22 protein-coding genes are annotated in these 21916 nt (G+C 61.2%); 7 read left to right on the top strand and 15 right to left on the bottom strand.

What is annotated here, in order from left to right; genetic code table 11:
- Positions 1-33 precede the first annotated feature (33 nt).
- The 3 genes from ACSQ26_RS06790 to ACSQ26_RS06780 all read left to right on the top strand — a co-directional run bounded on the left by ACSQ26_RS06790 (position 34) and on the right by ACSQ26_RS06780 (position 4156).
- A complete protein-coding gene (locus ACSQ26_RS06790; protein ID WP_436007512.1) occupies positions 34-846 on the top strand; it encodes an endonuclease/exonuclease/phosphatase family protein in 813 nt (270 codons plus the stop codon).
- The gene (gene treY / locus ACSQ26_RS06785; RefSeq protein ID WP_436007510.1) at positions 839-3484 is read left to right on the top strand and encodes a malto-oligosyltrehalose synthase; all 2646 of its coding nucleotides are present in this window, start codon (positions 839-841) and stop codon (positions 3482-3484) included. The genes ACSQ26_RS06790 and treY overlap by 8 nt, the downstream gene beginning before the upstream one ends.
- 117 nt (positions 3485-3601) lie before the next feature.
- Positions 3602-4156 carry a cysteine hydrolase family protein gene (locus ACSQ26_RS06780; protein ID WP_436015137.1) on the top strand — a complete coding sequence of 185 codons (555 nt, stop codon included), beginning with the start codon at positions 3602-3604 and terminating at the stop codon, positions 4154-4156.
- A 16-nt stretch (positions 4157-4172) separates the two neighbouring features.
- Here the strand turns inward: ACSQ26_RS06780 and ACSQ26_RS06775 are convergent, their stop codons facing one another.
- The 5 genes from ACSQ26_RS06775 to hmgA all read right to left on the bottom strand — a co-directional run bounded on the left by ACSQ26_RS06775 (position 4173) and on the right by hmgA (position 9357).
- Positions 4173-4370 (bottom strand): hypothetical protein, encoded by a 198-nt coding sequence (locus tag ACSQ26_RS06775; protein ID WP_436015135.1) that lies wholly within the window; start codon positions 4368-4370, stop codon positions 4173-4175.
- Positions 4371-4440: 70 nt separating this feature from the next.
- Positions 4441-6219: a malto-oligosyltrehalose trehalohydrolase gene (gene treZ, locus ACSQ26_RS06770; protein WP_436007508.1), complete on the bottom strand. Its 1779-nt coding sequence runs from the start codon at positions 6217-6219 to the stop codon at positions 4441-4443.
- A gap of 69 nt (positions 6220-6288) precedes the next feature.
- Positions 6289-6930 (bottom strand): maleylacetoacetate isomerase, encoded by a 642-nt coding sequence (gene maiA, locus ACSQ26_RS06765; RefSeq protein WP_436007506.1) that lies wholly within the window; start codon positions 6928-6930, stop codon positions 6289-6291.
- Positions 6927-7952, bottom strand: a complete 1026-nt coding sequence (locus ACSQ26_RS06760; RefSeq protein ID WP_436007504.1) for a fumarylacetoacetate hydrolase family protein — start codon at positions 7950-7952, stop codon at positions 6927-6929. Before ACSQ26_RS06760 ends, maiA begins: the two co-directional genes overlap by 4 nt.
- Positions 7953-7995: 43 nt before the next feature.
- Entirely contained in the window at positions 7996-9357 is a 1362-nt protein-coding gene (gene hmgA / locus ACSQ26_RS06755; RefSeq protein WP_436007502.1) for a homogentisate 1,2-dioxygenase, read from the bottom strand.
- 76 nt (positions 9358-9433) lie between these two features.
- Between hmgA and ACSQ26_RS06750 the strand changes: the two genes are divergently transcribed.
- A complete protein-coding gene (locus tag ACSQ26_RS06750; protein WP_436007500.1) occupies positions 9434-9886 on the top strand; it encodes a MarR family winged helix-turn-helix transcriptional regulator in 453 nt (150 codons plus the stop codon).
- Positions 9887-10026: 140 nt separating this feature from the next.
- Here the strand turns inward: ACSQ26_RS06750 and ACSQ26_RS06745 are convergent, their stop codons facing one another.
- Positions 10027-10500 carry an Lrp/AsnC family transcriptional regulator gene (locus ACSQ26_RS06745; RefSeq protein ID WP_436015133.1) on the bottom strand — a complete coding sequence of 158 codons (474 nt, stop codon included), beginning with the start codon at positions 10498-10500 and terminating at the stop codon, positions 10027-10029.
- 126 nt (positions 10501-10626) lie between these two features.
- Between ACSQ26_RS06745 and hppD the strand changes: the two genes are divergently transcribed.
- The gene (gene hppD / locus ACSQ26_RS06740) at positions 10627-11742 is read left to right on the top strand and encodes a 4-hydroxyphenylpyruvate dioxygenase (RefSeq protein ID WP_436007498.1); all 1116 of its coding nucleotides are present in this window, start codon (positions 10627-10629) and stop codon (positions 11740-11742) included.
- A gap of 97 nt (positions 11743-11839) precedes the next feature.
- Here hppD and ACSQ26_RS06735 read toward each other — a convergent pair whose 3' ends face one another.
- Complete coding sequence (locus tag ACSQ26_RS06735) at positions 11840-12628, bottom strand: pyrroline-5-carboxylate reductase (RefSeq protein WP_436007496.1); 789 nt, start codon at positions 12626-12628, stop codon at positions 11840-11842.
- A gap of 94 nt (positions 12629-12722) precedes the next feature.
- On the opposite strand from ACSQ26_RS06735, the gene ACSQ26_RS06730 reads away from it, so the two are divergent.
- Entirely contained in the window at positions 12723-13427 is a 705-nt protein-coding gene (locus ACSQ26_RS06730; RefSeq protein ID WP_436007494.1) for an SDR family oxidoreductase, read from the top strand.
- Positions 13428-13470: 43 nt separating this feature from the next.
- Here ACSQ26_RS06730 and ACSQ26_RS06725 read toward each other — a convergent pair whose 3' ends face one another.
- From ACSQ26_RS06725 to ACSQ26_RS06695, 7 genes are all read right to left on the bottom strand, one after another.
- The gene (locus ACSQ26_RS06725) at positions 13471-14751 is read right to left on the bottom strand and encodes a TRAP transporter large permease (protein ID WP_436007492.1); all 1281 of its coding nucleotides are present in this window, start codon (positions 14749-14751) and stop codon (positions 13471-13473) included.
- Positions 14752-15273 (bottom strand): TRAP transporter small permease, encoded by a 522-nt coding sequence (locus ACSQ26_RS06720; protein ID WP_436007490.1) that lies wholly within the window; start codon positions 15271-15273, stop codon positions 14752-14754.
- Between the two features lie 84 nt (positions 15274-15357).
- Positions 15358-16332 carry a TRAP transporter substrate-binding protein gene (locus ACSQ26_RS06715; protein WP_436007488.1) on the bottom strand — a complete coding sequence of 325 codons (975 nt, stop codon included), beginning with the start codon at positions 16330-16332 and terminating at the stop codon, positions 15358-15360.
- A 51-nt stretch (positions 16333-16383) separates the two neighbouring features.
- A complete protein-coding gene (locus tag ACSQ26_RS06710; protein ID WP_436007486.1) occupies positions 16384-17265 on the bottom strand; it encodes an amidohydrolase family protein in 882 nt (293 codons plus the stop codon).
- Position 17266: 1 nt separating this feature from the next.
- Positions 17267-18403, bottom strand: a complete 1137-nt coding sequence (locus tag ACSQ26_RS06705; RefSeq protein WP_436007484.1) for a mandelate racemase/muconate lactonizing enzyme family protein — start codon at positions 18401-18403, stop codon at positions 17267-17269.
- Position 18404: 1 nt separating this feature from the next.
- Positions 18405-19310, bottom strand: a complete 906-nt coding sequence (gene kdgD / locus ACSQ26_RS06700; RefSeq protein ID WP_436007482.1) for a 5-dehydro-4-deoxyglucarate dehydratase — start codon at positions 19308-19310, stop codon at positions 18405-18407.
- 74 nt (positions 19311-19384) lie between these two features.
- Positions 19385-20128, bottom strand: coding sequence for a FadR/GntR family transcriptional regulator (locus ACSQ26_RS06695; RefSeq protein WP_436007480.1), 744 nt, complete (start codon positions 20126-20128; stop codon positions 19385-19387).
- A 148-nt stretch (positions 20129-20276) separates the two neighbouring features.
- Here ACSQ26_RS06695 and ACSQ26_RS06690 point away from each other — a divergent pair, with 148 nt between their 5' ends.
- The gene (locus ACSQ26_RS06690; protein WP_436007478.1) at positions 20277-21074 is read left to right on the top strand and encodes an NAD-dependent epimerase/dehydratase family protein; all 798 of its coding nucleotides are present in this window, start codon (positions 20277-20279) and stop codon (positions 21072-21074) included.
- Here the strand turns inward: ACSQ26_RS06690 and ACSQ26_RS06685 are convergent.
- A complete protein-coding gene (locus ACSQ26_RS06685; RefSeq protein ID WP_436007476.1) occupies positions 21055-21867 on the bottom strand; it encodes a FadR/GntR family transcriptional regulator in 813 nt (270 codons plus the stop codon). The genes ACSQ26_RS06690 and ACSQ26_RS06685 overlap by 20 nt on opposite strands.
- Between the last annotated feature and the right edge of the window lie 49 nt (positions 21868-21916).

Raw genomic sequence — 21916 nt, 5'->3', positions numbered from 1 at the left:
GGAACGAATGGCCCCCTTGCGGGTTCCCCAGCCATGCAAATAACGCCAAACGAAATGCCAGGGGGCGGCCCGCTTCGCGTGCTGACCTACAATGTCCATAGCTGCCGTGGCCGCGACCGGCGGCACGATCCCGCCCGCATCGCCGAAGTGATCGCCTCGGCCAAGCCGCAGGTCATTGCACTTCAGGAGTTGGATGTCGGACGCCTCCGCACCGGCGGCATAGATCAGGCGTACATGATCGCCGAACATTTACGCATGGATTCTCATTTCCATCCTGCCTTGCATGTCGATGAGGAAAAATACGGCGATGCCATCCTCACCGCCTTGCCCTCGCGGGTGGTCCGGGCCGCCGCTCTGCCGTCGGTCGGCGAACCGCGCGGCGCGATCTGGGTGGAAGTGGATTATTTCGGCGCAAAGGTCCAGATCATCAACACGCATTTCGGCCTCTGGCGGCGCGAACGCATGCTTCAAGCCCGGACGCTTGCCGGCCACGAGTGGCTGGGAAGCACGGAGTGCCGTGCCTCGCCATCTTTGCTTGCCGGCGATTTCAACGCGGGTCCACGCTCCCGCGCATATTCAATTCTCGCGGAAGGACTATCGCGGCGGACGCTGACAATCCCGGCACGACCGACCTTCCCCGCGCGCTTTCCAGTGTTGCGGCTCGATCATATCTTCGCCAATCCCAACGCGCGGATCATAGGTTACGAAGTCGTGGACACGCCGCTTGCGCGCCAGGCGTCGGACCACCTGCCGCTGCTGGCGACGGTCGAATTTGTGCCGGAGGAACATACGGCTGCAACCAGAGACAAGCCGAAAAATGCGGAGACATTGATCATCCATGGTTAGCGCCCGCTCCGAAAATCTCGGCCTCACCACGCCGTCGTCGACCTACAGGCTGCAGTTCCGCAACGGCATGACATTCGACCGGGCGATCGGTCTCATCCCACATATCAAAAGCCTTGGCGCGAGCCATCTCTATGCATCCCCGATCTTCTCCGCCGTCTCCGGTTCGACCCATGGTTACGACGTGATTGATCCGAATGAAATGGATCCGGCGATCGGCGGCATGGAGGGCTTCGTGCGCCTTTCGGATGCCCTGCTTGGCGCAGGTCTGTGCCTGATCCTCGACATCGTGCCGAACCATATGGCCGCGTCGCTTGAAAACCGCTGGTGGGCCAGCGTGGTGAAATGGGGCCGTGCGAGCCCTTATGCCGCATTTTTTGACAACGATTGGGACCAGAAACTGACACTTCCCGTTCTTACCGGATCGATCGAGCGGGAGATTTCCGAAGGGCATGGCGGCATCGTGCTTGGAGGCTCCACTGGGACGGTTTCGTTCGACTACAGAGGCACTCATTATCCATTAAATCCAGCAACTTATTCATCCGTCTTCAAGTCGGAAGAGATACGGCATTTGCTCAAAACCATCTCGGCGATGGCTAATCCTGAAGACGAGGTTGCATTTCATGATGCTACCCGAAACATTCTGGCAACGCACGGTTCAGACCATGCGCTGGTCAGTGATATCGAGGACATTTGCCGGGTGCTGGACTTCCAGCCATGGAAACTCATCCACTGGCGAGAGGCGGCAAATGGTCTGAGCTATCGTCAGTTCTTTGAGGTCACCGGGCTGGTCGGCCTACGCGTTGAGGACGCCACCGTGTTCGACGCTGCCCACCAACTCACGCTCGATCTGGTGCGAAAGGGCCGCGTCCATGGATTGCGGATCGACCATGTCGATGGACTGGCCGACGCCGCAGCCTATCTCCAGCACCTTCGCGACAAAGTCGGACAGGACATCTACATCGTCGTCGAGAAAATCCTCGAAGGCGACGAGACTTTGCCGCCCGACTGGCCCGTCGCGGGCACGACCGGCTACGAATTCATCGCCGCGCTCGCAGGCGTGTTCACGGACCACGAGAGCCAGACACTGGACAAGGCCTGGGCCGAGGCGGCGCCGGGCTTCTCGGAGCCGGAGCAGGAACTGCAAAAGGCCAAGCGCTTGCTGGCGGATGTCAATTTCCGTGGTGAAACCAGTGCCCTGGAGAACTTGGCCGCCAGGATCGCCCTAGCCGATGGCCGAGAGAGCCTCGCAACGGATGGCAAGCTCTCCGAGGCTGTCCGCGAGCTGATAACGGGCTTCCCCGTCTACCGCACCTACGGAACCGAGGCAGGGTTGAGCGAGACGGACAGGCACCTGCTGGACCAGGTGTTCGAGACATTGGAAGCCCGAAACCCTCATCTTTGCGACGCCTTGTCTTTCCTCCATAACATATCGTCAGGCAAGGTCAGCGAAACTCCTCGTCCCGATGCCATCCGCTTCCGCACCCGCCTGCAGCAACTCACCGGACCAGTGCTCGCCAAGTCGCTAGAGGACACATTCTTCTACCGCCACAACAGGCTCGTCGCGCTCAACGAGGTCGGCGGCGATCCGATTGGCCGCGAAGGCGGCGTGACCCGCTTCCACGCCAGCATGCAGGAACGGCTGCACACACAGCCCTTCGCGCTGACGACGACATCGACCCATGATACCAAGCGTGGCGAGGATGCCCGCGCCCGGCTCTACACGCTGAGCGAGGCACCCGAGAACTGGATCGCTGCTGTCAGGCGATGGCGCGGTCTGCATCAGCTCTTGGTCACTCTGTTGCCCGATGGCCCGGCACCCGGACCCGCCGACGAATGGCTGATCTACCAGGCGCTTGCCGGCTTTATGCCGCTCGATTTCGACCCCAGCAAAGAAATACAGCTGGCAGAAATCAGGGAGCGTTTTCTGTCCTATCTCGAAAAGGCCCTCCGCGAGGCGAAGCTCCGGACGAATTGGTCCGACATCAACGAGCCATATGAGGCCGCAGTGAAATCCTACGCCGGCCATCTGCTTTCGCCATCTAACCACGCATTTCTCGACGATTTCCGCACGGTTCTGGCACCCTATGTCGCGGCCGGCATCGTCAACAGTCTCGCGCAGACGCTGCTCAAGCTGACCGTTCCCGGCGTGCCGGATATCTATCAGGGGTGCGAGGGCTTCGATTTCAGTCTCGTCGATCCCGACAACCGCCGCATTCCGGATTTTGTGGCTCTAGCTCCGTCCGAAGGGAAACCTTCAATCAATGCCCCCGTGGCGCTGAAGTCATGGCTGATAGCCCAGACACTCAAGCTGAGGACACGTCACCGTGAGCTCTTCACCTTTGGTGAGTATATTCCAATCGACGTTCGGGGTCTGAGAAGCGGCAAAATCCTTGCATTCGAACGACGCCACGCCGGCACCTCGGCAATCGTTGCCGTACCACGCCTGATCTTCGATGCCGTGGCCGGTGGCAAACACCTCTCCCGGGACTATTGGGGCGATACGTCGCTGACGATCCCTGGCGGCGTCCCGTATAGGGACGCATTCGGAGATGGCGGCGGGTCGTTCGGCCGCGACGTGCCGGTAGCAAGAATCTTCAGCCAGCGGCCGTTTGCGCTCCTCATGACGCCGGACCAATGAAAGGGAACTTTCTTCCGCCAGACTTGAATCGAGGAACTCCCGACCGCCCCGCCGGGTTAATCACGCACGAAATGGAGGGCTGCGCAATTGCAGAACTGGCGTCATCTTTGCATCGACATGCAACGTGTCTTCGCTGAGGACACACCTTGGCACGTCGAATGGATGGATCGAGTCTCACCGCAGGTCTCGGAAATCGCCGGACGTTTTGCCAATTCCACCATATTCACGAGATTCGTGCCACCAATCCACGCCAGCGACCTGCCCGGCAAATGGCAGGATTACTACACGAAATGGCGGATGATGACGGGTGAACACTTGTCGCCGGAACTCATAGATCTGATAGCCCCCCTCAAGCAATTCGTGCCGCCTGCCCGCATCTTCGACAAGTTCACCTATTCGCCTTGGCACGGCGGACATCTTCATCAGCGATTGACCGAGGAACACGTGACCCAACTGGTCATCAGCGGGGGAGAAACGGATGTCTGCGTGCTCGCCACGGTGCTGGGAGCGATCGACCATGGCTACGATGTCATTCTGCTGGAAGACGCCGTCTGCGGCGGCGCGGACGAAACCCACGAAGCGTCGCTCACGCTCCTGCGAAACCGGTTTTCGGTGCAGTTGTCCGTGGTGACGACGGGCGAGTTTCTGTCTCAGGCGACCGCGCCGGCCTGAGTGGCCGGCGCAACAACTATTGATCTTCCTTGGTCTTGAAGGCGTCCGAGACATTGCGCTTGCGAGGATCGCGGAGGTTTTCGCCGGCCGCATCCCGGTCATGCTCCGGGTCATCCTTGGCGGGCAGATAGCCGCGCGGTCTGCTGGCCTCGGGTCCTTCCCACCGCGGTGACTGCTCGGTGGTTCCGGGGGCGCCGTTCTTGGGACTGTTGATTGCCATGATTTGTCTCCTTTCGATCATGAAGGAAATGACGGCGAATCCGGATGGTTCCATGCCGCACGCGTCAGGGCTCGGTGAACCAGATCATCGTCCAGGGCGACATCCACAATACGGAAACGCCATCTCGGGGGTAGAAGACGTTGGCCTTCGGCGGCACATCCATTTGCACGTCTCCATCGCCGAGATTTGCCATCAGCGTCAGCCTGCGCTCACCCTCGGCAAACCAGGTGACCCGGACGACGCCGTCGCCGACCCCATATTCCGCAGGACGCGTTCCGAGCGTGTCCAGCAAGGGCTGAACATGGATACGGCGAAGCTCAAGCAGGGATTTGTAGAATGCCAGCCGTGCGGCGCCTGCAGGCGTGTCGCGCTTTTCCCAGCGAAGCTTTGCCGACAGGAATGTCTCCAGCTGGGTCGGATCGGGGGCATCGTCGGCATCGCCCGCAAAACCCGGCATGCGCGCGAGCTCGCCCTTCCGACCTTCGCGCACAACGGCATTGAGTTCGTCATCGAAGTCGCAAAAGAAGGGAAAAGGCTCCAGTGCCCCCCATTCCTCGCCCATGAAAAGCATGGGGATCTGCGGAGCAAGCAGATAGATCGCCGCGAGCGCCCGCAGCCGGACGGAGTCGATCGAAGCGGATAACCGGTCGCCATAGGCCCGATTGCCGATCTGGTCATGGTTCTGGATGAAGGCGATGAAGGCCGTCGGCGGCAGATGCGCGCTCGGCTCGCCGCGTGGCGTTCCGCGGAACGGCATCACCTCACCCTGGAAGACGAAGCCCTCGGCCAGCGCCAGCGCCAGCTTTTTCAAGTCGCCGGCATAGTCCGCATAGTAGCCGACGCGTTCGCCAGTGGCCGCCACGTGCAGCACGTGATGCATGTCATCGTTCCATTGGGCGGTAAAATGCTTCGGCTTTCCGTCCGGAGCACGCTCGAGCAGCGATGCCTCGTTCTCCTCGTTCTCGAGGATCAGGTGGACATGCCGGCCCTTGATTTCCTCACGGATACGGCGCGACATTTCAAGCAGGATGTGTTCTTCACTATCGTCCTTGATGGCATGGACGGCATCGAAACGCAGGCCGTCCATTCTGAATTCATTGAGCCAGTAGAGCGCATTCTCGATGAAAAAATCCCGTACGGCGCGCGAACCATCCCCATCGAAATTGATGCCTGCGCCCCAAGGACTGCGGTGCCGTTCAGTGAAAATCGGCGCGTAGAGCGGAAGATAGTTTCCATCCGGGCCGAGGTGATTGTAGACGACATCGAGAAACACCGACATCGACCGCAGATGCGCTTCATCGATCAAGGCTCTCAGATCGCCAGGATGGCCATAGCTCGAATCCGGCGCATAGGGCAGCACGCCATCATAGCCCCAGTTCCGCCCACCCCGGAAATCCGCGAGCGGCATGATCTGGATCCCGGTGATGCCGAGTTCGTTGAGATGATCGAGTTTTTCAATCGCGGCCCGGAATGTGCCCACCTCTGTGAACGTGCCGATATGCAGTTCGTAGATCACCGTCTCGGCCCAAGGTCGGCCGGCCCAATCGGGGCATTTCCATTGATAGGCCAGTGGATCGATGACCTCGGATGGGCCGTGGACATCGTTCGGCTGATAGCGCGATGCAGGATCGGGGACCTCGGTTCCGTCCTCGAGGACAAAGTTGTATCGCGTGCTGGCGCCGGCATCGGCGAGATCAAGGATGTGCCAGCCGTTTTCGTCGCGGCGCATCGGCTCAGGGCTGCGACCTTCAATCAGAACGTCGATGCGACCCTGTTTCGGCGCCCAAAGCCGGAAAGTCGTGGAATGATCGCCGAGGACCGGTCCAAAGCTGTAGAATGCCAACGCTCGCCCTCGCTGCTGATCACCTGATCGAACGAGAAAAACCGTGTGTGCGTTCCAAATTTTCTTCGGCTAATCCGCGGGCCGCACGGCATCGGGATGGGCGGCGGCGAAAGCGGGAAGCGCTCGGCAGCGCTCGGCGATTTCAAGCAAGCGTTTGCAGCCCGACAAATCCGCGCGCCAGCGTTCGGCGTTGTAGACCTGCGGCACGAGGCAGAAGTCCGCCATTCCAGGTGAATCTCCATGGCAGAACGTTCCCGTCGCGGGATCATCGAGCATCGCCTCGAAGGCCTTCAGCCCCTGCCCGATGAACCTCCGCATCCATTCCGGCCGCGCTTCATCCCTGCCGGTCAGTTCGACGACATGCGCAGCTACATGGCTGTTGCAAATCGGATGGATATCCATCGCGATGGCGTAGGACAGCGCCCGGACGCGGTGCCGGCCGAGCGCGTCGGCCGGCAGGATATGCGCCTCTGGATGCATCTCGGCGAGATATTCGATGATCGCCAGCGACTGGGTCATCCTGTGCCCATCGAGCTCCAACGTCGGAAGGAGGCCCTGCGGATTGAGATCGAGATAGGCGCTTTGTCTCTGCTCGCCCTTCAGGATATCGACCGGCACGGACTCATGTTTCAGCCCAACCACATTGAGCGCGATGCGCACCCGATAACTGGCGGACGACCGCCAGTAGTCGTGGAGAACGACGTCGCTCATGCAGCGCTGGGTCCATTGGCTTCGGTGACCGTCTGCTCGATCGCACCGAATATCGAGTGCCCCGTGCGATCCTTCATCTCGATGCGGACGGTGTCGCCGAATTTCAGGAACGGCGTCTTGGGTGCGCCGGTTTCGATCTTCTCGATCGTCCGAATTTCGGCGATGCAGGAGTAGCCATCGCCGCCATCGGCAATGGATTTGCCATGGCCGCCGTCGCGCTTGTTGGACACCGTGCCCGAGCCGATGATCGATCCCGCGGAAAGACTGCGGGTCTTCGCGGCATGCGCGACCAGCTGGCCGAAATCGAAGATCATGTCGACGCCGGCATTCGCCTTGCCGAAAGCCTTGCCGTTGCAGCTGACCAGCAGCGGCAGATGCAGTTTACCGTCCTTCCAGGCGTCACCCAGTTCGTCGGGCGTTACTGCCGCCGGCGAGAAGGCGGAGGCGGGCTTGGCCTGGAAGAAGCCAAAGCCCTTTGCGAGTTCATTCGGAACGAGGTGCCTCAGCGACACGTCGTTGACCAGCATGACCAGCCGGATAGCATCCCGCGCCTGCTCCGGCGTGGCGCCCATCGGCACGTCGTCGACAATCACCGCCACCTCGCCTTCCATGTCGATGCCGTAGCCTTCGTCCGCGACGACGATGGGGTCACGTGGACCGATGAAGCTGTCGGAGCCGCCCTGATACATCAGCGGATCGGTCCAGAAGCTCTCCGGCATCTCGCCATCGCGTGCCTTTCGGACAAGTTCGACGTGATTGACATAGGCCGAGCCATCCGCCCACTGATAGGCACGCGGCAATGGTGACGCGGCATCATGCTCGTGAAACCGCATCGATGGCTGCGAACCGACCTCCAACCCCTCGGCGACCCGCTCCAGACGTGGACCGACATGGGCCCAGTCGTCGAGTGCCGCCTGCAGCGTGCGCGCGATATGCCCGACTTCCGAGCAGAGCGTCAGATCCTTGGACACGACCACCAGCCGGCCGTCGCGCGTGGAATCCTTCAGTGTCGCCAATTTCATGAGCAGTCTGCCTCCCGTTTTGATTCTTCTCCCGGATACAAGCCTACTTGATGCCGGGCGTCCCGTCGAATTTCCTTTCGAGCCCATCCCAGCACTCGAGATAGTCGTCCTGCAGCGTCTCCAGTTCGGCCGCATACCGGGTCAATTGCTGAGGGTAGCGGGTCTCGAACATGAAAGCCATCGTATGATCGAGCTTGACCGGCTTGAGTTCGGAATTCGATGCCTTCTCGAAGCCCATCGCGTCCGGCCCATGCGGCAGCATCATGTTGTGCAGGCTGATGCCGCCGGGTACGAAGCCCTCTTCCTTCGCATCGTACTGGCCATGGATCAGGCCCATGAATTCGCTCATGATGTTGCGATGGTACCAGGGCGGCCGGAAGGTGTGCTCGGCCACCAGCCAGCGCGGCGGGAAAATCACGAAGTCGACATTGGCCGTCCCCGCCTCCTCGGTCGGCGCGGTCAGCACCGTGAAGATCGAGGGATCGGGATGGTCGAACAGGATCGCGCCGACCGGCGAGAAAGTGCGCAGATCGTATTTGAACGGTGCGTAGTTGCCGTGCCAGGCGACGACATCGAGCGGCGAGTGGCCTATCTCGGTGATGTAGAACTTGCCGCACCACTTCACATGCACCCGGCACGGCGTTTCCTTGTCCTCGTAGGCTGCAACCGGCGTCTTGAAGTCACGCGGATTGGCGAGGCAATTGGCCCCGATCGGGCCGCGATCGGGCATGGAGAACTTGGCGCCGTAATTCTCGCAGATATAGCCCCGCCAGCCCTCGCCTTCGCCGAGCCGGCTGACCTTGAACATCATGCCGCGCGGCACGAGGCAAATCTCCAGCGGCTCGACATCCATGATCCCCATTTCGGTGAAAACCCGGATCGCCCCGACCTGAGGAACGATCAACAACTCGCCGTCGGCGTCGAAGAAATAGTCGTCCACCATATCGTCGTTGAGAACATAGACATGTGCGGCCATGCCGACCTGGGTCATGACGTCGCCGGCAGCCGTCATCGTGCGCATGCCCTGGAGAAAATTCGTCGGCTCGGACGGCATCGGAATCGGACCCCAGCGCAGTTGCCCGAGCGGCAGCGCGTGATCGTCGAGACATGGCGCGGATTTCCACCGGGGATAGCTGGAATTCGAGAAGCGCCGTGTGTGCCGAACGCTCGGCCGGATGCGGTAGAGCCACGAGCGCTCGTTGGTTCCGCGCGGCGCGGTGAAGGGCGAGCCGGAGAGCTGCTCGGCATAGAGGCCGTAATTGCATTTCTGCGGGCTGTTCTGGCCCTGCGGCAGCGCGCCGGGAAGCGATTCGGTCTCGAAGTCGTTGCCGAAGCCCGGCATATAGGCGGGCTGGTTGGCCCCCCTGGCGGAGGCGGCTGCAAGGCTCTCGGTGTTCGTGTCCATGACGGTTCCTCCCGTTGCAGGATCTCGCGATATTAGTTACAGACGTAACTATTGATTTTGTAACTATCAAGGCACCATGGCCGATCGCTTCGAACTCGAACACTTCCTGCCCTACCGGCTGAACCGTGCCGCTGAGTCAATCAGTCTCAATTTCTCCCGCATCTACAAATCGCGCTACGACATGACGCGGCCGGAATGGCGGACGCTCGCAGCGCTTGGTGCAGTAGGCCGTATGACGGCTACTGCGATTGGCGCCCATTCCAGCATGCACAAGACCAAGGTCAGCCGCGCGATCAGTGCACTTGAAGGGCGCCGCTGGATCAAGCGAACCGAGAATGAAGATGATCGCCGTGTCGAACATATCGAACTCACTCCGCTCGGCCGCAAGGCTTATGACGACCTTGCCGCGCATGCCGATGCCTATCAGGCCGAACTCGCTGCAATACTCGGCCGCAAGGGATTGAAATCATTCGAAGACGGATTGGATGCCGTAGAGTCAGCCATCCGGCTGGGAAAGCTGCCGGGTTAGGACCGATCGACATTCAGCTGAGGCTGAATCGAAAATGGTGGTTTTCGAGAACCGGAGCGGAGCGTACTTAAGGTACATGAGCACCGGAAGCGCAGAAAATCGCCATTTGCAGACCGGCATCAGCTGAATGGCGATCGGTCCTAACGGATCTCGGGAAGCGGCAGCGCCCCATCCCGCTTCAGCGTATTCAGCACGATCGAGGTCTTCACATGCTGTACCGATTCATGCGGCAGCAGCACATCGTTGACGAATTCCGATAGACCGCTCAGGTCTCGCGCAGCGATCTTGAGATGATAGTCCATCTCACCGGTGAGAGCGAAAGCTTCCAGCACCTCGGGCAACGAATTCACCAACTGCGCGAAGCGCCGTGCATTGTCCCTGTTATGGGTGGCAAGCGTAACCGAGATCACCACCAGCAGTCCAAGCCCGATCTTCGCCGGATCGAGGCTTGCGCGGTAGCCACTGATCACACCCTCCGCTTCCAGCCGCGCCCGCCGGCGTGAACACTGTGATGCCGATAGCGCGATCCGCTCCGACAGTTCGATGTTCGTAAGCCTGCCATCCGCCTGCAATGCGTGAAGAATCTTGAGATCAAATCCGTCGAGTTGCGTCATCACGCATCACGCCTCCTATCCATGCACGTTTCATGCATAGATTGGTGCCAACGACGTCCGAATGCAAGCACATTGCACCACAGAAGTGGCATTATGCGCATTACCATTCGAGACGAGGAGAAAACGATGGGTCCCTTTCCGCACGATGCACCGCCGGCAGAGATTTCGGCCGACAATCCCGCCGGCACCGACGGCTTCGAATTCGTCGAATTCGCCCATCCCGAGCCCGAGAAGCTGAGCGAACTTTTCACCCGCATGGGCTATTCGGCCGTTGCCAGGCACAAGACCAAGAACATCACCGTTTGGCGCCAGGGCGACATCAATTACGTCCTCAATGCCGAGCCTGGCAGCCATGCCATGCGCTTTGTCGATGCGCACGGCCCATGCGCCCCTTCGATGGCGTGGCGTGTGGTCGATGCGCAATACGCATTCGAGCACGCCGTATCCAAGGGTGCCACGCCCTATGCAGGCGATGACAAGGCTTTAGACGTCCCCGCTATCGTCGGCATCGGCGGCTCGCTGCTCTACTTCGTCGAGCGCTATGGTGAAAAGGGTTCGGCCTACGAGGTCGAATTCGATTGGCTCAGCGAAGCCGATCCCCGGCCGAGTGGTGTCGGCTTTTATTATCTCGATCACCTCACCCATAATGTGTTCCGCGGCAACATGGACAAGTGGTGGGATTTCTACCGCGACCTGTTCGGCTTCAAACAGATCCACTTCTTCGACATCGACGGCCGTATCACCGGCCTGACGAGCCGGGCGATCACCTCGCCTTGCGGCAAGATCCGCATTCCGCTCAACGAGTCCAAGGACGAGACCAGCCAGATCGAGGAATTCCTCAAGAAGTACAAGGGCGAAGGCATCCAGCACATCGCCGTCGGCACCGACGGCATCTATGACGCCACCGACCGTCTCGCCGCCAACGGTTTGAAATTCATGCCCGGTCCACCTGATACCTATTACGAGCGGTCGCGCGACCGGGTGCACGGCCACGATGAGCCGATCGAGCGGATGAAGCAGCACGGCATCCTCATCGATGGCGAGGGTGTGGTGAATGGCGGCACGACCAAGATCCTGTTGCAGATTTTCTCCAAGACCGTGATCGGGCCGATCTTCTTCGAGTTCATCCAGCGCAAGGGCGACGAAGGTTTCGGCGAGGGCAACTTCCGCGCACTCTTCGAATCGATCGAGGAAGACCAGATCCGCCGCGGCGTCATCAAGCCGGCCGAGGCCGCGGAATAACCAGCGGGGAAACCGGAGCGGTGCCTGCTAGTCAGGCCCGCTCCGGACAATTCAGCCGATGAAGCGTGCGCGGTCGGCCTGAATATAGCTCATCGCCTCACCCGCCCGCTATGCGCTTGAACACCGCATCAAGCGCCTTCTCAAGCGCGACATTGCCACCGTCGCGGGCGAAATCGCGATGCACCTGCTCGTTCAACCCGCCCTTGGTGGAATAGCTGTCGCGCAATTCGCCGAACCGCTTGCCGCCCGTATCACCCGCAGCCTGCCCGAGACCGGCGAAAAGCTGGCCGAGATAGGCACCACCCTTCTCATAGGGCAGCCCCTGCCGCTCCAGCCAGAGGGTCAGTGTGTCGAGCATGCCGAAATAGCTGCCCATGACGGCGCCAGCAGCGGCAAGCGCATCATATTCGTGCTTGTTGTCCACTTCGACCGCCTTGCCAAGCCGTGAGAAGATCGCCGAGGAGACTTCATCGTGTGGGTGGATCGCGGTTGCGCCATTCAAACCCGCCACGAAAGGCAGCGGGATCGCCTGGCTGAGCGTCACGGGCTGGCCGATCCAGTCTTTCAGGTTCTCGAGCGACGTCGCGGCGGCGAAGCTGATGACGTGATGATCCGGCCGGAACTTCAGCGCCTTCGTCACCTCCTCGATGATCTGCGGCAGCACCGCGAGCACGACGATATCGGAGCGATCGAGCACATCCTGATTATCGGCGCCGATGCTGACATTGCCATGCTTTTCGGCCAGACGCCCGGCGATCGTCGCATTGCGCGGCGAAACGACGATCGGCATATCGCCGAGGTCCGTCTTGCAGATGCCCGTGATCACAGCCTCGACAATATCGCCGGTACCCACGAAGCCCAGCCGCTTGCCTGTCAAATCCACCATGTCATGTCCTTTATGCTTTCCCGGCTTCCGCCCGATGGCTCCGGCATGCCAATATCGGCCCGATGAATCAATCATGCAATGAAGGGAAATGCTCATGTCGTCAGGCAAAGTCGCAATCGTCACCGCCGGAGGCAGCGGCATGGGCGCAGCCGCGGCCAAGAGGCTCGCAGCCGACGGCTATCACGTCGCCATCCTGTCGTCATCCGGCAAGGGCGAGGCACTGGCGAAAGAACTCGGCGGCCTCGGCGTCACCGGCTCCAACCAGTCCAACGACGACCTGAAGCGCCTGGTCGATGCCACTATGGAAAAATGGGGCCGCATCGATGTGCTGGTCAACAGCGCCGGCCACGGCCCACGTGCACAGATCATCGAGATATCAGACGAGGACTGGCGCAAGGGAATGGAAGTCTATCTGATGAACGTCATCCGACCGGTGCGGCTGGTGGCGCCGATCATGCAGGCGCAGAAATCCGGCTCGATCGTCAATATCTCGACAACCTGGGTGTTCGAACCTTCGGAGATGTTCCCCACCTCGGCCGTGTTCCGCGCCGGCCTCGCCTCCTACACCAAGATCTTCGCCGACACTTATGCGAAGCACAATGTGCGGATCAACAACGTGCTCCCCGGCTGGATCGACAGCCTGCCGGCGACGGATGCACGGCGCGACAGCGTGCCGATGGGACGCTACGGCACCAGCGAGGAGATCGCAGCGACGATCGCCTTCCTCGCCTCGGATGGCGCGGGCTATATCACCGGCCAGAGCATCAAGGTCGATGGCGGTCTCACTCGCCACGTGTGATAAGGAGCGTTCGGGGGTGCCACTGGCGCCCCACATTCCTTCCTTACTTAAACGCAGCCGGCAGCCAGAGCGACAGCGCCGGGATGTAGGTCACCAGCAGCAGCACCGCGATGCTGGCGCCGAAGAACGGCCAGATCGTCTTCATCGCTTCCCGGATTGTAATCTTGCCGACAGCGCAGCCGACGAAGAGCACGGTGCCCACCGGCGGCGTGTTGAGCCCGATGCCGGCATTCAGGATCATGATCACGCCGAAATGCACGGGATCGATGCCGAAGGCCTTGACCACCGGCAGCAGGACCGGCGTCGCGATGATCACCATCGGCGCCATGTCCATGAACGTGCCGAGCAGCAGCAGGATCACGTTGATCATCAGCAGCACGAGGATCGGATTTTCCGAGACCGAGCCGATGGCGGCGACAATATATTGCTGCACCTGCAGGAACGCCATAAGCCAGCCGAAGGAGGCCGCCGTGCCGATGACGAGCAGCACCATCGCCGTCGTGCGCACTGCCTGCAGCACCGCCTCGACAAAGCCGCTCCAGTTCAGTTCGCGATAGACGAAGAGCGCCACCACCAGGGCATAGAGCACCGCGATGCATGAGCTTTCGGTCGCGGTGAAGACACCGGAACGGACGCCACCGAAGATGATGGCGATCAGCAGCAACCCCGGCACGGACACCAGAAGGTAGTAGCCGAGCTTGCTGAAGCCCGGGAACGGCTCCGAGGGATAACCGCGCCGGCGCGCGACCACATAGGCCGTGACCATCAGCGCTGCCGCCAGCAACAGGCCGGGTACGATGCCGGCCGTAAACAGATCCGCCACCGACACCGTGCCACCCGCCGCGATCGAGTAAAGGATCATGTTGTGCGATGGCGGGATCATCAGGGCGATGATCGCCGCATTGACCGTGACGTTGACAGCATAGCTGCGGTCATAACCGCGCGCCGCCATTTGCGGGATCATCAGGCCGCCGACGGCGGAGGCATCGGCGACGGCCGAGCCTGATATGCCGCCGAACAGCGTCGATGCCACGACATTGACCTGTCCGAGGCCGCCGCGCATGTGGCCGACGAGGCCCGCCGCGAAGCGAATGAGCCGCTCGGCGATACCGCCGCGCACCATCAGGTCGCCTGCGAAGATGAAGAACGGGATCGCCATCATGGCGAAGACATTCATGCCGGAATTCATCTGCTGGAAGATAACGATCGGCGGCAGGCCCATATAGAGCACCGTGGCGACCGAGGCGATGCCGAGGCAGAACGCGATCGGCATGCCGATCAGCATCAGAAGGGTGAAGGCACCGAAGAGAATAAGATAAGCCATTTACGCCACTTCCTGCACGATCACGTCGGCTGCAATCTGTTCATCGAGCGCCACATCGACGAAGCGCTCGAACGCAAAAATCGTGATCATCACGCCACCCGCGATCATCGGGATGAAATCCACCCCGCCCGGCCAACCGAGCACGGGAATGGTCGCCGACCAGGTGCCGGCAGCGAGAAGCGTCGAGTAAAAGGCCATGGCCATGCCGAAGAGCACGATCAGCCCCAGGCTCACCAGGTCCATCAGCTTCTGGATCGAAGGCGGCATGGCGTAGCGGACGATATCGAGCCCGAGATGGACGCTCTCGCGCACCCCGACGGCCGCGCCGAGCAGGATGAACCAGAGCATGAGGAAGAGCGACAGCGGCTCGGACCAGCTTGGCGTGTCGTTGAGCACATAACGGGCGAAAACCTGCCAGCCGATGATCGCGGTCATCAACACCATGCCGATCCCGGCGATATAAAGCGAGATTAGGCTGAGCCATGTCAGCCCCGGCCGTATGGCCAGCATGAATTGCCGCATGTCGAAAAGTCCTCCAGACGTCCTGCCCGCGACTTGCGCGGGAGCGAAAAGAGCCGGCCCAGTGGACCGGCTCTCGTGGCAAATTTATTGTACCGCCTGCACGCGTGCCAGCAGGTCCTTCTGCTTGGGATCGGTGACGAACTTGTCGTAGACCGGCTTCATCGCGTCGGAGAATTCCTTCTTGTCAACCTCGATGATCTTGTTGCCGGCGGCGCGGACCTTCTCCTCGGATGCCTTTTCGCGGGCGACCCAGAGCTCACGCATCTTGACCGTCGATTCCTTGGCAGCCTGCCTCAGGATTTTCTGGTCATCGGGCGACAGCTTGTTCCAGGAGATCTTGGAGATAACAAGGATTTCCGGGTTCAGCGAATGCTGGGTCAGCGTGTAGTTCTTGGCGATCTCGTAGTGGCGGGCCGATTCATAGGACGGCCAGTTGTTCTCCGCGCCATCGACGACGCCGGTCTCCAGCGACGAATAGACTTCGCCCATCGGCATCGGCGTCGGGTTGGCGCCGAAGGCTTCCATCATGGCGATCCAGAGGTCGGACTGCTGGACGCGGATCTTCATGCCCTTGAGGTCGGCCAGTTTCTCGATCGGCTTCTTGGTCGTGTAGAAGGACCGCGCGCCGGAGTCATAGAAGGTGAGGCCAACAAGACCGTGCGGTTCGAAGGCTGCCAGCACTTCATCGCCGATCGGGCCATCCACCGTGTGATGCATGTGTTCGGTCGAGCGGAACAGGAACGGCAGGCCAAGCACGGTGGTTTCCGCCACGAGGTTGTTGAAGGGCGCCGCATTGACGCGGTTCATGTCGATGACGCCGAAGCGGGTCTGCTCGATCGTGTCCTTCTCATTGCCGAGAACGGCATTGTTCATGACCTCGATCTTAATGCGGCCATTGGTGCGCTCGGACACGAGCTGGCCCATGAATTTGACCGCTTCGACCGTCGGATAGCCATCCGGATGGATGTCGGCCGAGCGAAGGGTGATCTCCTGGGCCGAGACGGCGCCTGCGGCGAGCGTCAAGCCGAATGCCAGGGAAAATGCGGGTAGAATTCTCATAGTCTCCTCCTTGTTGAAATTTGCCGGGGTCTCCCGCCCCGGAGCATGCACTCAGTCTTCCACGCCCCCGAATGGGGGTAGTCCAAACAGCTTTTCCGGGTTTTCCACGAGCGCCAGATGGCGCGCGCGATCATCCGGAAGCCAGCCGAGTATCGTATCGGTCAGCGCGGTATCGTCGGGATAGTCCTCCGTGGTGCGCGCCAGGTTGTGCGGCCAGTTGGTGCCCCAGACGATCCGTTCGGGTGCATGCGAGGCGATTTCCCGCGAGACGGCGCCGACATCCTCATAAGCCGGACCACCCGATTTCGAGGATTCGTATGCGCCGGCGAACTTGAACCAGCAGTCGCCGCCGTCGATCAGCCGCTTGACCGCCGCGACTTCGGGACCGTCCGGCGCTACACCGCCGAAGAACTTGCCGTGATGGTCGAACACCCAGCGGGATTTGATCGCCCGCAACCGCGCCTCGTGGTCGAGAATCTTGGTGCCGGCGAACTGCACGGCGATCATCCAGCCACGAGCAGTGGTCTTGGCATCGATCGCCTCGAGTTCGCTCAGGCCCACTGCCCCGCCCGGAAGATCCATAATGCGGGCACCAACCACACCGGCATTGGACAGCCGGTCGAGTTCCGCATCACTGGTCGTGCCATCGATGACGCCCACGCCGCGCGCGACATTGCCCATTTCGCCGAGGCAGGCGATGAGATTGGAATTATCGCGCTGATGCGCATTGCCCTGGGTGATGATGACCCGGTCTATGCCCAGCCAACGAATGACGCTGCGATACTGATCCGCATCCGGCAAGGCGCCTGCCGGCAGGTCCGGTCCACCGGGCTGGGCCGGGAAACCGGGCAGATACATATGCATCTGCGCATCGACCGCACCGCGCGGTAATTTGATCCTGGGAGGTTGGCCGATGACGGGTCTGACGATCATCTCAATCGTCCTTCATGCGGAATTCGGCGAGCGCATCGCGGTTGATCTCGATGCCAAGCCCCGGGCCGTTGGGAATTTGCACCACCCCGCCCACATGCTCGATCGGCGATTTGACCACCGCCTGCCGGAAGGGATTTTCCGTCCGGTCGAATTCCAGGATCGGCTCGACAGGATTGACGCGAACCGGATTGGGCACCATCGCCGCCATGAACTGCAATGCAGCCGCCAGATGCACCGCCGTGCCCCATACATGTGGCACCAGGCGGATGCCGTGGAGCGCGGCCATGTCGGCAACGCGCTTGGCTTCGGTAAAGCCGCCCACGCCGGCAAGATCAGGCTGGATGATATCGACCGCGCGCGTTTCCAGCGGTTCCTTCATACCCCAGCGGCTATGCCAGGTCTCGCCGGCCGCGACCGGGATCGGCTGCGATGCCTTGATCTCGCGATAGGCGCCGAGTTGCTCAGGCACGGCGGGCTCCTCGAACCAGTCGATATCGAGCTCGGCGGCGGCCCGCCCGAAACGCACCGCCTCGATGACGTCGTAGCCGTGATTGGCATCGACCATCAGCCGCATATCCGGGCCGATCGCCTCGCGCACCGCGCGGGCGACGCGCAGGTCTTCCTCGACACCGAAGCCGATCTTGATCTTGCAGGCATGGAAGCCCTCGGCGCGGTAGCGCGCCGTCTCGGCGGCATTGTCCTCGACCCGATCGACGCCATCGCGCTTGAAGCTTCCGGTGGCGTATGCCCTGATGCTTTCGCGAAAACGGCCACCGAGGAGCGTCGAGATGGACGCGCCAAAATGCTTGCCCTTGATGTCCCAGAGCGCGATGTCGATACCCGACAATGCCGTCAGCGTCAGCCCGCGCTGGCCCTGGTCGCGCAACGCATTATAAAGCCGCGCCCAGATCTTCTCGTTTTCAAGCGGGTTCTCGCCGATCAGCCAGTTCCTGTAGGCCGCGACAACAGCCGCATTGGGTCGCGCAGGCCCCAGGCATTCGCCCCAGCCGATCGTGCCGTCATCGCACTCGATCTCGACCAGCACATGGGCGCGGCGATCGAAGCGCATCGATGCGCTTTCGAACGGCACGGCCAGCCGGTGTTCGAGCAGATGAGTGCGGACGGCTGATATTTTCATCTCAGCGTTTCCACTTGCCGATCAAGGCTTCCAGCATGCGCTCTTCTTCCCGCGTCAGGTCGTCGAGCGGCGGGCGCACGCCGCCGGCATCGAAGCCCTGCAGCCGTACGCCGGCCTTGATTGCTGCGACCGCATAGCCCTTGCGGCGATTGCGAATGGCCATGAACGGATAAAAGAAATCCTTGAGCAGCGTCTCGCAACGCGTGCGGTCACCGCCCCGCAGCGCCTTGTAGAAATCCACTGCAAGCGCCGGCACGAAGTTGAACACGGCCGAGGAATAGGTGGTGAAGCCGGCGCCGAGATAGGCTTCGGCGAACAGTTCCGCCGTCGGCATGCCGCCAAGATAAGTCAGCCGGTCGCCCATCGTGGCGGTGACCTGGCGTACGGCGCCGATGTCACCAGTGCCATCCTTGAAACCCACGAGATTGGGGCATTCGTTGCAGAGCCGCTTCAGCGTATCGACGGAAAGCACCGAATTGTCGCGATTATAGACCATGACGCCGATGCCCACGGACTGGCAGATCGCCTTGACATGTTTGTAGAGACCTTCCTGCGGCGCATCGATGAGGTAATGCGGCAGAAGCAGGATGCCATCGGCGCCCGCCTTTTCGACATTGCGCGCCAGTTCGACGCCGACTTCGGTGCCGAAGCCGCAGCCCGAGACGATGGCCGTCTTGCCGGCGGCTTCCTTGGCTGCTTTCACGATACCGGGGATTTCATTCGGAGAGAGCGAAAAGAACTCGCCCGTGCCGCCGGCCGCGAAAAGCACCGGCGCATCGAAGCCCGACAGCCATTCGATATGACGGCGATAGCTTTCGGCCTGGAATTTATCCTCACGGTCGAAATGCGTCACGGGGAATGACAGAAGCCCCGCACCCAGCGCGGCCTTGATTTCTTGCGGCGTCATCAATTCTTGATCCTCTCCATGCCTCCTCAGGCATACTTGTCCTACACATCGGCAAAACAAGTGTCAAGAAGTTATCATACAGGTTGGCGCTGCTCTCTGAGCAATGCTCGATAACGCGCTTGGCTGCCGCGCAGATGCCGGCGCATCGCCTCGCGAGCGGCCTCTTCGTCACCGTTGGAAATGGCCGCGACGATGGCGTCATGTTCCTGGTCGATCAGCTTGATATAGGCGGACTGGTCGCTGTCGCCATCATCGGCCCGAAGTGCCGCACGGGGAATCACATTCTTGCCGATCATGGCGAGGAATTCGCGGAAGCGCGGATTGTTGGTCGCGTCGGCGATCGCCAGATGCAGCGCGAAATCCGCATCCGCGGTCGAGGTGCCCGCTTCGAGACAGGCGCGGACGGCGTAATGCTGGTCGAGGATCGCCTCTTCCTGAGCGGGAGAACGACGCAAGGCCGCCAATCCCGCGGCTTCGACCTCCACTGCCGTGCGCAGTTCGAGCATCTCGATCATCGAGGAAACCCGGTCAGGATCGACATTCCGCACCGACAACAGGCCGGCAGGCGCCACACCGGGCGTTTCGAGCACGAAGACGCCCGCTCCCTGCCGCGCCTCCACAAGACGGTCGGCGCGCAGCGCGGCAATTGCCTCGCGCACCACCGTGCGGCTCACCCCGTGGGCCTCGCTCAATTGCGCTTCGCTCGGCAATTTGCTGCCGGGAGGAAACTGCCCGGATGAAAGTGAGCGCCGGAGATTGTCGGCAAGGCGCGCGGTCAACGTGCTGGAACCCTGATCCGGTCTCGGTTGCACGCGCATGAATGTCTCCTCATCCCACAACCAGCAGCACGACCATGCTCCAGCTTGCCTGTCAAGTTCCCGTAGTCGTGATAGACATATCCGACTTGTTGACGCAAATCCACCAACCTGTATGATAAGTTGAAAATATTTGCAGATGGAGGATTCCTTGAAACGATTGTTGATGACCGGCGCCGCTGGCGGTCTGGGCCGGGCGATGCGTCAGCGCATGGCGCGGCATGCCGATGTCGTGCGCCTTTCCGATATCGCAGACATGGGTGACGCGGCACCGCATGAAGAGATCGTGCAATGTGACTTGGGTAATGCCGATGCTGTGATGAAACTCGTCGAGGGCTGCGATGGCATCCTGCATCTCGGCGGCATCTCGGTGGAGGATAAATTCTCCAAGATCCTCAACGCCAATCTGCTGGGTCTCTACAATCTCTACGAGGCGGCGCGCGCCCACGGTCATCCCCGGATTCTCTTCGCCAGTTCGAACCACACGATCGGCTTTTACCGCCAGGACCAGCATATCGATGTCACCGCGCCGATGCGGCCGGACGGCCTCTACGGCGTCTCCAAATGCTTCGGCGAGGCCCTCGCCCGCATGTATTTCGAGAAGTTCGGGCAGGAGTCGGCGCTAGTCCGCATCGGCAGTTGCATGGAAAAGCCCAAGAACCACCGCATGCTCTCGACCTGGATGTCCTATGACGATTTCGATTCGATGATCGAATGCATCTTCCGGGCGCCGATGCTGGGCTGCCCTGTCATCTGGGGCGTCTCCGACAATGACAGCAAATGGTGGGACAATTCCCACGCCGCCTATCTCGGCTGGCGCCCCAAGGACAATGCCGAACGCTTTCGCGCCGAGCTTGACGCGGCGATGGAAAAGCCCGGCCCCAACGCTGCGCTATCGCTCTATCAGGGCGGCGCGTTCGCGGAAGATCCTATCTTCCCCGAGGATTAGCGAATTGCGCCGGCTCAGGCCGCTGCATCTCGTTCTCGAAAATCGTACGAAGGAAGGATTCGCTCGGACGCGGCGCAGTCTGCGCGCTCGGTGAGCCTGACACGTCCCATAGTTCAAGCAACTGGCGGCTGAAGCGGGCGATATGCGCCCGCATCGCCGCGCGCGCCGCATCGCCATCCCCTGCCGAGAGTGCGTCCACGATTCGGCGATGATCGTCGACGAGCGCCGACTTCATCTCGGCGATCGGCACCCGATGGTGCATGGATGTCCACATCGGCGTCCTCAGGCGCGGCGTCCAGAATTCGCGAAGCGCCCGTTCGAGTGCGAGATTGCCAGCGGCTTGCGCGATCGTCAGGTGAAACTGCTCATCCGCATTGTCGCCCCAGAATTCGTCCGGCGTCTCGCGCTCCATCGCATCGGTCAGCGCCCTCAGCTTGGAAATGACCTCAGGCGTCGCCCGTGTGGCTGCCATCGAGGCGATCTCGCCTTCTACTATCAGCCGCGCTTCGAGCAGTTCGAACGGTCCTGGCCCATCGACTTCCTCGATCAGCCCACGTCCCGGCGGCATGGCGGCGACCGTCATGCCGGCACCAAATCTGTTCTCGACGAAGCCGGTGATTTCAAGCACGATCATCGCTTCACGAATGGTGGCACGCGAGACATTCAAGCTTTCGCAAAGCTCGCGCTCCGGCGGCATCTTGCTCTCGGGCAGGAGCTTTCGTGTCGCGATCAGGTCGGCGATCTGGCGGGCCACGAGCTTGTAAAGAGGCGTCTGCTCCACCGACTGAAACATGAAAAGTCCTTTGCCATTGACAGATTGCCTGACAATAAGGCAAAGTTTG

Origin of the sequence: Rhizobium sp. LjRoot254 (genome assembly GCF_964254105.1) — a bacterium.
Lineage (GTDB): Bacteria > Pseudomonadota > Alphaproteobacteria > Rhizobiales > Rhizobiaceae > Rhizobium_E.
Note: the sequence above shows the minus strand (reverse complement) of the source record. Positions and strands in the feature narration are given on the sequence as shown.

Bases quoted from the DNA above. Each gene is read 5' to 3' on its own strand.
- ACSQ26_RS06790 (WP_436007512.1), top strand. From the start codon at position 34: ATGCAAATAACGCCAAACGAAATGCCAGGGGGCGGCCCGCTTCGCGTG.
- treY (WP_436007510.1), top strand. From the start codon at position 839: ATGGTTAGCGCCCGCTCCGAAAATCTCGGCCTCACCACGCCGTCGTCG.
- ACSQ26_RS06780 (WP_436015137.1), top strand. From the start codon at position 3,602: ATGCAACGTGTCTTCGCTGAGGACACACCTTGGCACGTCGAATGGATG.
- maiA (WP_436007506.1), bottom strand. From the start codon at position 6,930: ATGAGCGACGTCGTTCTCCACGACTACTGGCGGTCGTCCGCCAGTTAT.
- ACSQ26_RS06760 (WP_436007504.1), bottom strand. From the start codon at position 7,952: ATGAAATTGGCGACACTGAAGGATTCCACGCGCGACGGCCGGCTGGTG.
- hmgA (WP_436007502.1), bottom strand. From the start codon at position 9,357: ATGGACACGAACACCGAGAGCCTTGCAGCCGCCTCCGCCAGGGGGGCC.
- ACSQ26_RS06750 (WP_436007500.1), top strand. From the start codon at position 9,434: ATGGCCGATCGCTTCGAACTCGAACACTTCCTGCCCTACCGGCTGAAC.
- ACSQ26_RS06745 (WP_436015133.1), bottom strand. From the start codon at position 10,500: ATGACGCAACTCGACGGATTTGATCTCAAGATTCTTCACGCATTGCAG.
- hppD (WP_436007498.1), top strand. From the start codon at position 10,627: ATGGGTCCCTTTCCGCACGATGCACCGCCGGCAGAGATTTCGGCCGAC.
- ACSQ26_RS06735 (WP_436007496.1), bottom strand. From the start codon at position 12,628: ATGGTGGATTTGACAGGCAAGCGGCTGGGCTTCGTGGGTACCGGCGAT.
- ACSQ26_RS06730 (WP_436007494.1), top strand. From the start codon at position 12,723: ATGTCGTCAGGCAAAGTCGCAATCGTCACCGCCGGAGGCAGCGGCATG.
- ACSQ26_RS06725 (WP_436007492.1), bottom strand. From the start codon at position 14,751: ATGGCTTATCTTATTCTCTTCGGTGCCTTCACCCTTCTGATGCTGATC.
- ACSQ26_RS06720 (WP_436007490.1), bottom strand. From the start codon at position 15,273: ATGCGGCAATTCATGCTGGCCATACGGCCGGGGCTGACATGGCTCAGC.
- ACSQ26_RS06715 (WP_436007488.1), bottom strand. From the start codon at position 16,332: ATGAGAATTCTACCCGCATTTTCCCTGGCATTCGGCTTGACGCTCGCC.
- ACSQ26_RS06710 (WP_436007486.1), bottom strand. From the start codon at position 17,265: ATGATCGTCAGACCCGTCATCGGCCAACCTCCCAGGATCAAATTACCG.
- ACSQ26_RS06705 (WP_436007484.1), bottom strand. From the start codon at position 18,403: ATGAAAATATCAGCCGTCCGCACTCATCTGCTCGAACACCGGCTGGCC.
- kdgD (WP_436007482.1), bottom strand. From the start codon at position 19,310: ATGACGCCGCAAGAAATCAAGGCCGCGCTGGGTGCGGGGCTTCTGTCA.
- ACSQ26_RS06695 (WP_436007480.1), bottom strand. From the start codon at position 20,128: ATGCGCGTGCAACCGAGACCGGATCAGGGTTCCAGCACGTTGACCGCG.
- ACSQ26_RS06685 (WP_436007476.1), bottom strand. From the start codon at position 21,867: ATGTTTCAGTCGGTGGAGCAGACGCCTCTTTACAAGCTCGTGGCCCGC.